Here is a 13,960-nt window from a genome sequence, read left to right on the forward strand (position 1 = left end):
AATGTGAAGTGAGCGGTAGGGAGTTGTCGATATGCGTGCATTATGGGGGTATTTCGTTTTAATTGGCATGGGGCTGTTGATAGCAGTTTATATATCGTTTCAATCGTTCTTTACAAGCTTCGGTTTCAATTTGCCAAAGGATGAGGAGCAGGTGGGGATGAAGGATCAAATCGTGATTAAGTTCAGTCATGTCGTTGCCGAAAATACGCCTAAGGGGCTAGCTGCGAACCGATTTGCCAAACTTGTCGATGAATATACAGATCATCGTGTCAAAATTGAAGTTTACCCTAATCAATCATTATATAGTGATCATGAAGAAATTAATGCGTTACAAGAAAACAAGGTGCAGATGATTGCTCCAACTACATCTAAGATTACGAGTATATCAAAAAAATGGATGTTATTGGACCTCCCTTACGTCTTTCCAACGGACACTGCGCTAAAGGAAGCTTTGAATGGAGAAGTGGGGGAAGAGCTGCTTAAGCAGCTGAATTCCATGGATATCGAGGGACTCGCATTTTGGTCGAATAACTATAAACAGATTACAAGCAATAAACCGATACGGCATCCAAGCGATTTTGCGGGAAAGAGTTTTAGAATCATGCCAAGTGCAGTCCTGGCAAGCCAATTCAGGCATTTTGGGGCGACAACATCGGAGCTGGAGTTTAATGAAACGTTTAAAAGCCTTGAAATCAATAAAACGGACAGCCAGGAAAATACGATCTCGAATATCTATTCCAAGAAATTATATGAGGTGCAAAAATATTTAACGATCAGTGATCACGGGTATTTAGGGTATGTCGTCATGATAAACAAGCCGTTTTGGGACAATCTCCCGTTGGATATTCAGCAGCAAATCAAACGGGCGATGGATGATACGACGAAATGGTTATGGATCAAATCAAATGAATTGAATCAGAAACAGCTTCTGGAAATCAAGCAAAAATCGAATATCGACATCTATACATTGTCAGATGATGAAAAGAAAGAGTGGATGGATGAAATGACGGTCATCTATCCGGAATTCGAATCCACGATTGGCACGGAATTGATGACGAAAATGGAAAAAATCCGCGAGAAGCATTTAAATGAATAATGAAAATGGGCTCAAGAGCTTCGACTTTTGAGTCCATTTTTTTATTGGGGGACAAAAAAGGCGGACCCGTCAGGACCCACCTTTTTTGACTATTGCAGCGCAGTTTGCAGTGTCTTTATATTATTTTCCATTAAACTGAAGTAATCTTCGCCCGCTTCGATATCTTTATCCGTCAACACGGATAGGTTATGGAGCTTAAGCGATTTCGCTCCCATTTCCTTTTGGATGATCTCTGTTAGTTTAGAACTGATATTCTGCTCAAAGATGACATAGTTTAAGTCTTCTTTATCGGCCATGGTTACGATTTTCGCAAGTTCCTTTTGAGAGGGTTCGTTTGAAGACGTTAGTCCTGTAACTCCAATCTGTTCAAGTCCGTAGCGTTCCTCCCAATAACCATATGCGGAATGGGAAACGATGATCTTTTTGGTGCGGCCCGACTCGATTGTCGTCGCGAGTTTTTTATCAAGTGCCTTCAGTTTTTTGGAAAGCTCGTTGAAGTGGCTGTTGAAATAGTCTTCATGTTCAGGCATTTTCTTCGTTAATTCGTCCTTGATGGTTTTAGCCATGTCAATGGAATAGATGGGATCTAACCACAAATGGGGATTAACGCCCCCATGGTCATGACTGTCTTCGTTTTCGTGTTCATGCTCGTCTCCGTCTTCGTCTTTGTATGCATGCTCACCTTCATCAAGATGAACCGTTTCGCCTACTGCGACTGTTCTGACGCCTTCTTTGCTTAAAATTGGTTGAGCCTTCGTCACGAAGCCTTCAAGATTATAGCCAATATAGAAAAACAGGTCTGACTCCGCCATTTTTACAATATCCTTTTGAGAGGGTTCAAAAGAGTGTTCATCCGTTCCGGGTGGATAAACCGTTTTGACGTTCACATACTCCCCGCCAATGGCTTCCGTGAAGTATTGTAATGGGTACACCGTCGTATAAATATCTAAGGTATCCTTGGCTTCCTTAGTGGAATCTCCCTTTGAGTTGCCGCAGGCTGACAAAAACAGCACAGTGACAAGGAAAAGTGAGAGCAATGCTCGATTTTTCATATGGAAATGCTCCTTATATTTCGTATTGATTACGATTTGATCTATAAAAACGAAATGATTACGATTTGACTTCTGTATAATACAAAAGATTATAAAAGAAAGCAAGGTTTTTTTCTAATGGTCTTCACCTTTTTTCTTTTTTTCTGGAACAAGGTCAATGCCTCCTGGATGAAACGGATGACATTTAAGAATCCGGACGATGGCTAACCAGCTTCCTTTTATAGGGCCAAAACGGTTGATCGCTTCCAAACCATAATGGGAACAAGTTGGGTAAAAACGGCAAGTAGGCGGTTTTAATGGTGAAATGGCAACTTGGTAAAAACGGATGAATCCCATTAATATTTTTTTAAACACGATGCTTTCATCTCTTTTCGAGTAAATTCACTACCCTCAATTATAGCATATTTTCTAAATTTCCAATAAGGGTAAAAAAGGAAGGGTAATATGGGTAATCCGATGAATTTAATAAGAATTATTTTTAATGGATGAAATTTATTGTTATTCAAGGTAGAATAGAGATACATACAATTAAGGAGTGAATTAAATGCCTTCAGTTGAAAGCTTTGAATTAGATCATAACGCTGTTAAAGCCCCATATGTTAGACATTGCGGTGTCCATAAGGTAGGAACAGATGGTGTTGTTAATAAATTTGATATCCGTTTTTGCCAGCCTAATAAACAAGCGATGAAGCCGGATACGATCCATACATTGGAACATTTGCTTGCTTTCAATATCCGTAAGCATTCTGAGCGCTACGATCATTTTGATATTATCGATATTTCGCCAATGGGATGTCAAACAGGATATTACCTTGTGGTCAGCGGCGAACCGTCAGTAACGGAAATAATCGATGTACTTGAAGATACATTCAAGGATGCTGTTCAAATTACGGAAATTCCAGCTGCAAATGAAAAACAATGCGGCCAAGCAAAATTGCATGATCTTGAAGGAGCAAAGAAATTAATGAATTTCTGGCTTGCTCAAGATAAAGAAGACCTTCATAAAGTTTTCGGTTAATAAAAAAAGTTCCTGTCAGTTTGTGACAGGAACTTTTTTTCATTTTTCGGGTTCTTCCTTTTTCCCCTCATCCTCTGGCAAAGGGTTAATGGGATCCACTGTATGCTTATAGCTGTAACCTTTTCCGATTGTCAGGACGGATAATGCCAAAACAATCAGAATCACAATAATGGAGATAACTAAAACCGTAATCATTCTTTACAGCTCCTAACGTTCACAATTTAGATTCATTTTAGCATAAGAACCGGAGCGGATAATGTTTCAATTTTAGAATAGAGGGAATTATAAAGGTATAACCAACTTACGGAGGTAGATATTTATGGCTCAGAAAAAATTAGGAATATTAGTGAATAAGGAAATTGCAAATTTCAGTGTTCTTTATACGAAAATTCATAATTACCACTGGTTCGTGAATGGACCGCACTTCTTTGAACTTCATCAAAAATTGGAAGAACTATATATAGAAGTGACAGCTAATTATGATGAATTGGCTGAAAGACTATTGGCCATTGGGGAAAAACCGGTCGCTACCCTTAAAGAGTACTTGGAATTGACTACGATCGAAGAAGCGACAGGTAACGAAAATACTGAAGACATGGTTCAAAGCGTCATCAGTGATTTTGAGAAGCTTTCCGGAGAATTCTTAGAAATTATCGAAGTGGCCGAAGAAGAAGATCCGGTTACGGCCGATATGCTGACAGGCATGAAGAAAAGCTTAAACAAACATGCTTGGATGCTGCGTGCGTATTTAGGACATTAAGGTTTAGGGAAAGCTCTACTTCGGTAGGGCTTTTTTTTTAATGGAGGAAAAATTAAAACAATAAAAAAGGCATCCATCAAAGGAGGGACACCAGACAGGTATGTATTAATGAATATTCCGTGGCGGAAAGTGTGTAGGTTTCGTGTCGTTCATGCTATTTTGAGCGAACTTCCCTTTTAACGTTTCAATAATGTAAAGGCCCATTAGATTGGTTAGTTCTTGATCATCCATCTCTTGAAGCAATTCGAAAATCTCCTTACGGTCCAATTGCTCCAGAACCGCAAAAGTAAGCATATCAATATCTTCTTCATCACCAGTCATCTTATTACGGTACATATTGTATAATTCTTCAATTAACTTCAAAACTTTCACCTCACATTTATTAGAAATCGTTATCTCTTTATATGTAGGTTATCAAAAAAACCTCTGGGTGCATATAAAAATCTGAAGGGATGCTTGGGCTTATTATATGTTTTACCCTTTGAAAGATACTTTAATCTATTATTTAACATCTTTGTACTTCTGTAAACAAAATTTTCCATTGTATGAAGTAGGGAATTAGGTGAAAAAATAAGCGTAGGATTTATGGAAAGGGTGGATGAATGTGTCTGAAAACAGGAAAAAGTATTACATTTGGCTTCCGAACGGGCAGATAACACAGGATAGAGAAAGTTCTCCATGGAATTTTGAGATCGAGGCGACCGATAATGAAATCATCCAGTTACGTGAGTTATTTGATTATAATTATTCGATAGGGGAAGAAAACTTTTACAGGGCACATGTCCCATACCTTCAATATCATTTTGACCGGGAAAATGATAAACAGGATATCACTCTCCAAAAAATTTATGAGATGATTTATGCACTAGGTACAGAAGAAGGAAGACGGCATATAGAAAGTATGGGGATTTTACAGGCAAAACCAACAGACGATGGCCTTGAATATTGAGGGGGCCATCGTTTTTTTGATGTAATGGAGATTCTTGCTGGATTGTGGTTTTTTTTATCCATATAATGAAAGACGAGTCCAATGAAATAAAGCATTATTTCTTATATGGAGAGAAGGGGAAAAATGAAACGTTTTTTTGATACGAACGGATACAAGGTGGAATTCTCCGAGGATCCTGTTTTTGGAGAGTCTTGGCATGTTTTTGTACTCAGCAGGTACAAGGGAAGGTGGGTATTGACCAAACATAGAGAGCGGGGGTTGGAGTTCCCGGGAGGTAAGCGGGAAGCAGGGGAGTCGATTGAAGAAACAGCCATACGGGAAGTGTATGAAGAAACAGGGGGCTTGGTGGGGCAGCTTCAATTTCTGGGACAATATAAAGTACATGATCCAGTGAAGCCAATCGTTAAATCGATATTCTATGCTAATTTGCGTGAGGTGAAAAAGAAAGAAGATTACCTGGAAACGGACGGCCCGATCTTTTTGGAAGCATTGCCGGCTGTACTGGGTGAAGAGTTTAGTTTCATCATGAAAGATGAGATTGTGCCGTTGAGCATATCAAAGCTGGTTAGCAGTAATTCTCTCTAAAAAAGAGTAAATGGGACAAACTCACGAGTAAAGCCTGGAACTCACGAGTAAAGTGCCCAAACTCACGAGTAAAACGCCTAAACTCACGAGTAAAGCCCAAATTTACGAGTAAAGTGCCCAAACTCACGAGTAAAGCGCCCAAACTCACGAGTAAAGCGCCCAAACTCACGAGTAAATTGCCTAAACTCACGAGTAAAAAGCCCAAATTCACGAGTAAAGCGCCTAAACTCACGAGTAAAGTGCCTAAACTCACGAGTAAAAAGCCCAAACTCACGAGTAAAAAGCCCAAATTCACGAGTAAAGTGCCTAAACTCACGAGTAAAGCGCCCAAATTTACGAGTAAAGTGCACAAATTTACGAGTAAAGCCTAAATTTACGAGTAAAGCTCAAATTCACGAGTAAAACGCCCAAATTCACGAGTAAATTGCCCAAACTCATGAGTAAAGCGCCAAAATTTACGAGTAAAGCCCAAATTCACGAGTAAATTACCTAAACTCACGAGTAAAGCGCCCAAACTCAGAGTTATCCGAGCATAAATGAAAAACTGCCGAGGGTTTTCGGCAGTAGGTTAGTCTTTGATTAATTTTCGTTCAAGCAGTTCGACAAGTTGATACATGATGGTGGCAAAGACGGCGATGATCATCAAGGCGAGCATGACGAGGGTGAAGTTGAAGACTTGAAAGCCATAAATGATTAGGTAACCGAGTCCTTTCGCCGAGACAAGGAATTCCCCGACGATGACGCCGACCCAGGAGAGTCCGACATTTACTTTCAATGTCGAGATGATCGTTGGGAAGGAGGCGGGTAATATGGCTTCCCGAAAGGCTTGTGTTCTTGTGGCGCCAAAAGTTTGGAGTACCTTTAGGTAGTTCGGGTCCACTTCGCGAAATGCGGTGTAGACAACGATGGTGGTGATGATGATGGAGATGATCGCCCCCATCGAGATGATGGATGGAAAGCCAGGGCCGAATGCTACGATGATGATGGGGCCGAGTGCCACTTTCGGCATGGCATTTAAAATGACGAGATAGGGGTCAAGCGTTTTTGATAATCTTGGCGACCACCAAAGCAGGGATGCCAGGATCGTTCCAAGCAGTGTCCCTATGATAAAGCCGAGAACCGTCTCGAATAACGTCACTCCGGAATGGGAAAGCAGTGTTCCATCACCCAATTTTTGTATGAAAAGATGCCACACTTTGGTTGGGGAGCTGAAGATGAGCGGATCTATCCATTCCATCCGGGAAAAAAGTTCCCAACTGCTGAAAAAAACGATGAAAATCAGGATCTGATAAAAGCGAATGAGCCTGTTTTCCTTTTTTAACTTGGTTTTATATTGGTTATGAAGCTGTTCAATATTCAAGGCTTTCAAGCTCCTTCCAGATCGTTTGGAATAGCACTGGATACTGTGGATGGTTGCGGGCATGGAAAGGCGTCAGTTCACGCAGTTCATCGGGCACCTCGAATGTTTTGTGCACGGTTCCCGGGTTCGCGGAAAACAGATAGATGCGGTCACTCATTGCGATGGCTTCACCGATATCATGGGTGACGAGCACGGCTGTCTTTCCGAACGATTTCAAGGTTTCAAAAACAAGGTCTTCCAGCTTCAACTTCGTTTGGTAATCAAGGGCCGAGAAGGGTTCATCAAGCAAAAGGATTTTTGGGTCGACCGCCAGTGTCCGTGCCAGTGCAGCCCTTTGCCTCATTCCGCCTGAGAGTTCGCGCGGATATAATTTTCCGGTGCCTCCCAATCCAACGTCACTTAATAGTTTCAGCGTCTTTATTCTCTCAAGGCCTTCATCCTTTTTAATCAGTTTCAATCCTAATAAAACATTTTCTTCTATCGTCTTCCATGGAAATAGATAATCCTGCTGCAGCATATAGCCAATTGAAAGGTCACTGTTGGCCTTCAGCGGTTTGTTTTCGAGCAGGATCTTTCCCGAGGTGGGCGAAAATAGTCCAGCGATGATGGAAAGCAGGGTAGTCTTTCCGCAGCCGCTCGGACCTAGAAAGGAGACGAATTCACCTTTTTCAATGTCGAGGGAAATGTCCGCGAGTGCGGTCGCTGCCGTCTGATTTGAAAAATAAGTATGGTGAATGTCTTGGATTTTTAAAAAGCTCATCGGACATCCTCCTTACCTTTAGTTATGCTATTTTATGACTTCTTCAGCAAAATCGGTATTGACCAGCTCATCATGGCTTATACGTGAAGGCAGCTCGTCTGCTTCATCCATGATGTTTTGCAGATTGTTCCATTCTTCTTCATCAAGAATGGGGTCGGTGGCAAATGAACCTTGTTCTTTGTAGCGGTTGATAACTGTTTCCATGGTCTCGATATTGGTATCTTCAAAATACGGCTGAATGACTTTGGCGACTTCCGAAGCATCGTTTTCCTGAACCCAATCCTGTGCTTTCTTCAATGCCCTCGTGAATTTTTCGACAGTCTCTTTGTCTTCTTTCAAATAGCTTTCCTTAGCCATATAAACCGTATAGGGAAGATGCCCGGATTCGGTGCCGAAAGAAGCGACGATATAGCCTTTTCCTTCTTTTTCAAACACACTGGCAGTTGGTTCGAACAGTTGAACAAAATCGCCGGTTCCGGAAGCGAAGGCAGTTGCGACATTCGCAAAATCAATATTTTGGATGAGGTTCAAATCTTTTTTCGGGTCTATGTTATGTTTTTTCAATACGAACTCGCCGGCCATCTGCGGCATCCCGCCTTTTCGCTGGCCTAGGAATGTAGAGTTTTTCAGCATATCCCATCTGAAGTTATCAATTTTTTCACGTGAAACAAGAAACGTTCCATCCGTCTGTGTTAATTGAGCGAAGTTGATGACGGGGTCATTAGAACCTTGGGCTTGAACGTAGATCGATGTTTCAGACCCAACTAGAGCAATATCCGCTCCATCGGACAGTAATGTGGTCATCGTCTTGTCGCCGCCTGCCGTCGTTTTCAAATCAATGCTTAGGCCCTCGTCTTTAAAAAATCCCTTTTCGATCGCTACATATTGCGGTGTATAGAAAAGGGAGCGGGTTACTTCGGCCACCCTCACCTTCGTTGTTTCCTTGTCCTTGTTGCCACATGCTCCGAGCGGGATCACCAGCATGCACAGAAGTATAAATACGACACCTGCTTTACACCATTTTTTCAAAATTCCTTCCTCCTTGATAAATAGGTATTTTGCCTACATTATCGTATGAATGGAAGAAAAAAATGTGAATGCCTCCCAGGGGATAAAAACAAGCGGATGTTTTACAATAAGATTAAAGAGAAAGGAGAGTGGAAAATTGGAGAACGGAACGATTATTTCAAAAAGGCGGTTTCCATCACCGCATCCACAAATCCATCTTTATTCAGTTACATACATATCACAAGGCCTGAAAGTGAAGGGGTTACTAGCTGAACCGGTTGATGGCGAAATTCATGATGCCTTCTTATATTTACGCGGGGGGATTAAAAATGTCGGCAAGGTGAGGCCAGCAAGGATTGTGCAGTATGCCGTGGAAGGTTTCATCGTTTTTGCCCCTTTTTACCKTGGAAATCAAGGCGGAGAGGGAGATGAGGATTTTGGAGGCGAAGATAGGTTCGACGCGATATCAGGATTCAATCTTCTTGAACAGCACCCCCGAGTGAACAAGGATCACATTCATATCCTCGGATTTTCCCGAGGCGGCATCATGGCGCTTTGGACGGGGATATACTGCAGGAATGCAGCGTCAATCGTCACATGGGGTGGTGTATCGGATATGTTTTTAACCTACGTCGAGCGTGTCGATATGCGTCGGATGATGAAGCGGGTCATCGGCGGAACACCAAAAAAATGCCCGGAACAATATGAATACCGTACACCATTGTTTGCAATTGAAGATTTGAATGTGCCCGTTCTGATCATTCATGGTGAAAAAGATGACAATGTCGCCATTGAACACGCGTACAGGTTGGAGAAATGGTTGAAAATGCACGACAAAGAGGTCGAAAGCTGGTATTTCCCTCAATTCACACATTTCTTCCCGCCGGCCGTTAACAGAAAAGTTGTCGAAGATTTAACATCTTGGATGAAAAACAAAACCGAATGATGATAGAATGAAGTATATTCAAAGTATATTTGCAAGAGGAGGAAATACACATGGGCATGCCTATGGAACTCAATACCATGATCGTTACAAAAGGAAACGAAACCCGTGAAGAAGAAAATATTTTTCGGCTGTCGAAAGAAGGTTACCGGTTATACCCGATCGATATCCCAATCGATGTCCGCAAAACGATTCAATCTGATTCAAGCGGAACAGCCGTTATCCAAAAAGTTGAATGGACCAGTGGAAAAACCATCATTACGTACCAACTACTATCATTGAACTCGACTAACTAATAGATAAGTGCTTGCAGAGAATTCATTTCGCTGCAAGCGCTTTTTTTTGTTGATTTGGTTGGCGGAATTTTAGCATTAATGACCTACGCGCTAAATCGACCAACGACTTATCTTCCGTCACCGCAAAGTTCTGGTTGATGGTCAATATTCGAAATGAAGATGCAAAAAGAATGGTAAAATGGTGTAAAAAGCATGAGCTGGGGTGATTTGATGATTTTGGTGAGTTCTTGTTTAGCAGGTCTTGAGGTGAGATACAACGGTACACACAGCCTGGATGATAGGATTCTGGAATTAATGAGGGAGAAAAAGGCTATATCGGTTTGCCCTGAGTTGCTTGGGGGTTTTTCGACGCCTAGGGAACCTGCTGAGATAATTGGCGGTGAAGGTGAGGATGTCCTTGATGGAAAAGCGAAGATAATCGAAAAGTCTGGCCGGGATGTAACGGAATGGTACATAAAAGGAGCCAATCTTACATTATTGAAAGCCAAGGAAGTCGGAGCCACGCTTGTCGTATTAAAAGAAAATAGTCCATCCTGTGGAAGTGCGACGATTTATAATGGTGATTTCATGGGGAACAAGAAGGTAGGGAATGGAGTGACCGCGGCTTTGCTTAAACGGCATGGGTTTACGGTGACTTCAGAGGAAAGGTTATTCGACCATCTGGTTGAAAAATGAGTAATGGCGTTTTAGCGAGTGTTTATGAAAGAAGGGGAATATATGGAGGATATCAATCTCTATACTTTGCTATTTTTAATACTGGCAGGTTTTATTGCCGCATTCATTGATTCCGTTGTTGGCGGAGGCGGGTTAATTTCGATTCCGGCTTTATTGTTCACGGGGATTTCGCCTTCAGCGGCACTTGCCACCAATAAGCTGGCGGGTACAATGGGCTCTTTAACGAGTACGATTTCATTCATTCGGGCTGGAAAAGTCAATTTCAAATTCGTCATCAAGCTGTTTCCGATTACTGTGGCTGGAGCGGCAATAGGAGCATATGTTGTCCATTTCGTTTCCGCAGAGATCTTAAAGCCCCTCATTTTGATCCTATTGGTCATTGTTGCGATTTACACGGTGGTAAAAAAGGATTGGGGTAAAGATGCAAAGTATAAAGGACTGAAACGGAAGAAAATGATTCTTTTGATTGCCATTATATTTGCCATTGGCTTTTATGATGGTTTTCTTGGACCAGGCACAGGTTCCTTTTTGTTATTTTCATTTTTGATCATCGGGTTTGATTTTGTCCAGGCAGCTGGGAATGCAAGAATATTGAACTTTGGAAGCAATATAGCCGCACTTATCATTTTCTTATCAATGGGGACCGTCAATTTTGCCTATGGAATTCCGATGGGGCTTGCAATGGTTGCAGGAGCCTTGGTTGGAACGAATTTTGCTATTAAGAAAGGTGCTTCATATGTGCGTTTATTATTCATTTGCGTCACAATTCTGCTGATTGGAAAAAATGTCTTGAATTATTTTCATGTGTTTGGCTGAAATAAAGGATGGCCGGAGATACAAGTCGTATTTTCGGCCATTTTTACATTCATTTTGTGAAATTCAAGTCCCATTGAACGGCTCTCTCAGAATCAGTTGCCTGTTCTTTCAGTTTTGTCCTTCGAATTCTAGCTAACGATGATTCCGGTCTCCAATGCTTTCTGGACGGCTTCTTCCTTGTTGCGTACTCCTAGCTTAATATAGGCCGAGGAGGCGTAGTTTCTGACCGTGCCGTCCGACAAATACAGCTTGGACGCTATCGTCTTGTACCGGAGCCCTTTGGCAACAAGCTGCAATATTTCTATTTCCCTGTTAGTCAGATCATAGTCGTTGGTGGCTTTCAATTGCGTAGATTCGACGCTCTTATTGAGCTTCTTGAATATTTTATGGGACATCCCTCGATCGATTAATGTGCCTCCTCTGTGAATAAGCCGGATGGTATCGGCCAGCTCTAACGGTTCGGCTGATTTTAGCAGGAAGCCGTCCGCACCACTGCGCAGTAAGTCCAACGCTTGCTCCGCATCCTGAAACGTCGTGAAAATCAATACGCGAATATGCGGCCATTGCTGCTTGATCATTTTGGTTGCCTCGGCTCCATTCATGCGTGGCATATCCAAATCCATTAGCACTAAGTGAGGCTGGAGGCGTCTGCACAGGTCGACGGCTTGTTCGCCATCCTCTGCCGAGCCGACTACGTTCAAGTCTTGGTACTTGTCGAGCAGCACCTGCAGACTTTCCCGAATAAACGGCTGGTCGTCGACGATCAACAGCTGAATAAGGTCGTTCTCCATTTCCGCTTGTCGCGGCAACGTACAGGTGACAAGCGTACCGTCCCCTGGTTTCGTATAGACGAACACTTGACCTTGCAAATTCATGGCCCGCTCCTTCATCGCGTTCATGCCGAAGCCCTCCTGCCATTCTTCCATCCCTCTTCCGTTGTCATGCACCTCCAACCTTGTATCCTGGTGCCCAAATTGCAAAGAAACGGTGATATCCGTCGCCTGACCGTGACGAACCGCATTCGTAAGCGACTCCTGCAAGCAGCGAATGAACGCCATTTTCGCTTGTCGGGACAGTGGGGGCTCCTCTCCGAACGCACGGAAGCTTACCTCGACCCGGGCATGCTCCTGAAATTCATCTCCAAGGTTTTGCAGGGATTGGACCAAGGAAAGCGACTGCTGAGGAGACTCCATTTGATGCAAGTAGCCCCTCACTTCGTCTATACTTTTGCGGCCCAACTCAAGCAAGGAATCCAGCCTCTGTATACCCGTTTCGTTAGCAAGCTCGGGGCGCAACGTTTCCATACCCATGATGATGGAAGTATAAGCATGACCGACAGTATCGTGAAGCTCTCTCGACAGCCTGTTTCGCTCTTCTGCCAGCGTAATACGCTCGATTTGGGACATATATTGCTCAAGCACCGCGTTTTGCTTGCGGATCGTTTCATTTTGCCGATGATTGACGGTCAATAAATGAAAAGCGAATCCCATCACATAAGCAAGTCCGTAGTAGGTGACCATGACCCAATAGCTGTTATTTGGCGAAACAACATAAAAAATTCCGGGTATTACCAAGACCGTTGCCGGTGCCGTCCAATGATAAGACAGACGAGCGCTATTCGCTGCGATCTGAAAGACTGATACAAGAAATGAAGGGAATGCTTCCGGAAACAACGAGGTTAAATGTACGCATAGCCCACCAAAGAGCAGTATCTCTGTGAATAAATAATATTTGTAGTTGAGCAGCAAGCAAATCCAGGGAATGGAGAAAGCGGCAATCTCCCAAAAAATAACGATCCATAAAGGCAGCGCTAGACCTTCCTGAAATCTGATCGTCGTGAGAATGAGCGAAACGCTAGTAATAAGGCGGAGCCCAAGCATAATCCAATCATACCAAAACCATTTTTTGACCATTTCCAACAATTCTTTCAACCCCTAAGCAGCTATCTGTTTGTTTCCTATAGTATTATAAACCAAACCTTTGTGCAGTGTATAATTGGCTGTTACGCTCCGTCACCTGCATAAAGGTCGGAAAAATGTAGCTATCGGTCTAGCTGTTGAATCATGGTTCGCGTATAACCTCCGAATGTTTTCGTCAACCGGTCACCCAACTTGACGCTTATTGCGGCAAGCACCGCTCCCAGAACCATGATAAGGAGTGATTTCGCAAAAGTATCTACTTGCATGAAAATGACATTCATATCGATGTATCGATACAAAATGGGTGCCAACAGGAATGCAAGCGGTGTTAAATAGAGAACGGCTACGCTGACGAGACTGACGAGTCCGATCACCAACTTCTGCATTAACCAAAAGACGGCGAGCCAATTGCGACGATCCGTAAGTTCTAATTTGGCATGAACCCAAATCGGTGCATCCGTTGTTATTTTTTTGTCGTAATGTGCTGTCGTAATATCTGTATAAATTTTCGTCTGCGTACGTTCGAATTGGATGAAGGTTGTCGTAGTTCGCAATACTCGTGTAAATAGTGGAATGCCGATTACTATAAATGAAAGACTTAAACTGAACGACAGAGCTACCATATAAAAGCAAAAGTAAAACAAACCTGTAACGAAAGTTAATAATAAAAAATAACCATTTTGGATGAAACCTGATTTCATAAGGTCCATCGCTCCTCTCCGT

At 42.6% G+C, this 13,960-nt stretch carries 20 protein-coding genes; 9 read left to right on the forward strand and 11 right to left on the reverse strand.

The features are described 5' to 3' along the window. Positions 1-31 precede the first annotated feature (31 nt). Positions 32-1,096, forward strand: coding sequence for a DctP family TRAP transporter solute-binding subunit (locus AC1DVK_RS07770; protein WP_477626178.1), 1,065 nt, complete (start codon positions 32-34; stop codon positions 1,094-1,096). A gap of 89 nt (positions 1,097-1,185) precedes the next feature. Here the strand turns inward: AC1DVK_RS07770 and AC1DVK_RS07775 are convergent, their stop codons facing one another. After that, entirely contained in the window at positions 1,186-2,148 is a 963-nt protein-coding gene (locus AC1DVK_RS07775; RefSeq protein ID WP_410863744.1) for a metal ABC transporter solute-binding protein, Zn/Mn family, read from the reverse strand. Between the two features lie 114 nt (positions 2,149-2,262). After that, the gene (gene yidD, locus AC1DVK_RS07780) at positions 2,263-2,484 is read right to left on the reverse strand and encodes a membrane protein insertion efficiency factor YidD (RefSeq protein WP_477626234.1); all 222 of its coding nucleotides are present in this window, start codon (positions 2,482-2,484) and stop codon (positions 2,263-2,265) included. 208 nt (positions 2,485-2,692) lie between these two features. Here yidD and AC1DVK_RS07785 point away from each other — a divergent pair, with 208 nt between their 5' ends. After that, positions 2,693-3,166 carry an S-ribosylhomocysteine lyase gene (locus tag AC1DVK_RS07785; protein WP_061465330.1) on the forward strand — a complete coding sequence of 158 codons (474 nt, stop codon included), beginning with the start codon at positions 2,693-2,695 and terminating at the stop codon, positions 3,164-3,166. A 39-nt stretch (positions 3,167-3,205) separates the two neighbouring features. Here AC1DVK_RS07785 and ytzI read toward each other — a convergent pair whose 3' ends face one another. Continuing rightward, positions 3,206-3,361 (reverse strand): YtzI protein, encoded by a 156-nt coding sequence (gene ytzI, locus AC1DVK_RS07790; RefSeq protein ID WP_477626179.1) that lies wholly within the window; start codon positions 3,359-3,361, stop codon positions 3,206-3,208. 124 nt (positions 3,362-3,485) lie between these two features. Here ytzI and AC1DVK_RS07795 point away from each other — a divergent pair, with 124 nt between their 5' ends. Next, the gene (locus AC1DVK_RS07795; protein WP_377386732.1) at positions 3,486-3,926 is read left to right on the forward strand and encodes a Dps family protein; all 441 of its coding nucleotides are present in this window, start codon (positions 3,486-3,488) and stop codon (positions 3,924-3,926) included. Between the two features lie 105 nt (positions 3,927-4,031). On the opposite strand, the gene AC1DVK_RS07800 is transcribed toward AC1DVK_RS07795, so the two are convergent. After that, positions 4,032-4,289: a DUF6154 family protein gene (locus tag AC1DVK_RS07800; protein ID WP_061465328.1), complete on the reverse strand. Its 258-nt coding sequence runs from the start codon at positions 4,287-4,289 to the stop codon at positions 4,032-4,034. 235 nt (positions 4,290-4,524) lie between these two features. On the opposite strand from AC1DVK_RS07800, the gene AC1DVK_RS07805 reads away from it, so the two are divergent. Next, complete coding sequence (locus AC1DVK_RS07805) at positions 4,525-4,875, forward strand: hypothetical protein (RefSeq protein WP_061465327.1); 351 nt, start codon at positions 4,525-4,527, stop codon at positions 4,873-4,875. Positions 4,876-4,998: 123 nt separating this feature from the next. After that, positions 4,999-5,460 (forward strand): RNA deprotection pyrophosphohydrolase, encoded by a 462-nt coding sequence (gene ytkD / locus AC1DVK_RS07810; RefSeq protein WP_477626180.1) that lies wholly within the window; start codon positions 4,999-5,001, stop codon positions 5,458-5,460. An 83-nt stretch (positions 5,461-5,543) separates the two neighbouring features. Here ytkD and AC1DVK_RS07815 read toward each other — a convergent pair whose 3' ends face one another. The 5 genes from AC1DVK_RS07815 to AC1DVK_RS07835 all read right to left on the reverse strand — a co-directional run bounded on the left by AC1DVK_RS07815 (position 5,544) and on the right by AC1DVK_RS07835 (position 8,564). Further along, on the reverse strand, positions 5,544-5,810 hold the full coding sequence (locus AC1DVK_RS07815) for a hypothetical protein (RefSeq protein WP_477626181.1): 267 nt from the start codon (positions 5,808-5,810) through the stop codon (positions 5,544-5,546). Positions 5,811-5,833: 23 nt separating this feature from the next. After that, entirely contained in the window at positions 5,834-5,959 is a 126-nt protein-coding gene (locus AC1DVK_RS07820; RefSeq protein ID WP_477626182.1) for a hypothetical protein, read from the reverse strand. A gap of 69 nt (positions 5,960-6,028) precedes the next feature. Next, positions 6,029-6,820: an ABC transporter permease gene (locus AC1DVK_RS07825; protein ID WP_250211718.1), complete on the reverse strand. Its 792-nt coding sequence runs from the start codon at positions 6,818-6,820 to the stop codon at positions 6,029-6,031. After that, complete coding sequence (locus AC1DVK_RS07830; protein WP_477626183.1) at positions 6,810-7,580, reverse strand: ABC transporter ATP-binding protein; 771 nt, start codon at positions 7,578-7,580, stop codon at positions 6,810-6,812. The genes AC1DVK_RS07825 and AC1DVK_RS07830 overlap by 11 nt, the downstream gene beginning before the upstream one ends. Before the next feature lie 27 nt (positions 7,581-7,607). Beyond that, positions 7,608-8,564, reverse strand: coding sequence for an ABC transporter substrate-binding protein (locus tag AC1DVK_RS07835; RefSeq protein ID WP_477626235.1), 957 nt, complete (start codon positions 8,562-8,564; stop codon positions 7,608-7,610). 181 nt (positions 8,565-8,745) lie between these two features. Between AC1DVK_RS07835 and AC1DVK_RS07840 the strand changes: the two genes are divergently transcribed. From AC1DVK_RS07840 to AC1DVK_RS07855, 4 genes are all read left to right on the forward strand, one after another. Then, entirely contained in the window at positions 8,746-9,534 is a 789-nt protein-coding gene (locus tag AC1DVK_RS07840) for an alpha/beta hydrolase family protein (RefSeq protein WP_477626184.1), read from the forward strand. 50 nt (positions 9,535-9,584) lie between these two features. Further along, positions 9,585-9,827 carry a DUF2584 domain-containing protein gene (locus AC1DVK_RS07845; protein ID WP_089362659.1) on the forward strand — a complete coding sequence of 81 codons (243 nt, stop codon included), beginning with the start codon at positions 9,585-9,587 and terminating at the stop codon, positions 9,825-9,827. A gap of 210 nt (positions 9,828-10,037) precedes the next feature. After that, on the forward strand, positions 10,038-10,502 hold the full coding sequence (locus AC1DVK_RS07850; protein ID WP_061466262.1) for a 2-thiouracil desulfurase family protein: 465 nt from the start codon (positions 10,038-10,040) through the stop codon (positions 10,500-10,502). Between the two features lie 42 nt (positions 10,503-10,544). After that, the gene (locus tag AC1DVK_RS07855) at positions 10,545-11,318 is read left to right on the forward strand and encodes a sulfite exporter TauE/SafE family protein (RefSeq protein ID WP_410863753.1); all 774 of its coding nucleotides are present in this window, start codon (positions 10,545-10,547) and stop codon (positions 11,316-11,318) included. A gap of 128 nt (positions 11,319-11,446) precedes the next feature. Here the strand turns inward: AC1DVK_RS07855 and AC1DVK_RS07860 are convergent, their stop codons facing one another. Then, positions 11,447-13,240 (reverse strand): response regulator, encoded by a 1,794-nt coding sequence (locus tag AC1DVK_RS07860; protein ID WP_477626185.1) that lies wholly within the window; start codon positions 13,238-13,240, stop codon positions 11,447-11,449. Positions 13,241-13,359: 119 nt separating this feature from the next. Continuing rightward, positions 13,360-13,938, reverse strand: coding sequence for a sensor domain-containing protein (locus AC1DVK_RS07865; RefSeq protein WP_410863760.1), 579 nt, complete (start codon positions 13,936-13,938; stop codon positions 13,360-13,362). Positions 13,939-13,960 lie beyond the last annotated feature (22 nt).

Source organism: Peribacillus sp. P4_B1, from assembly GCF_056402395.1.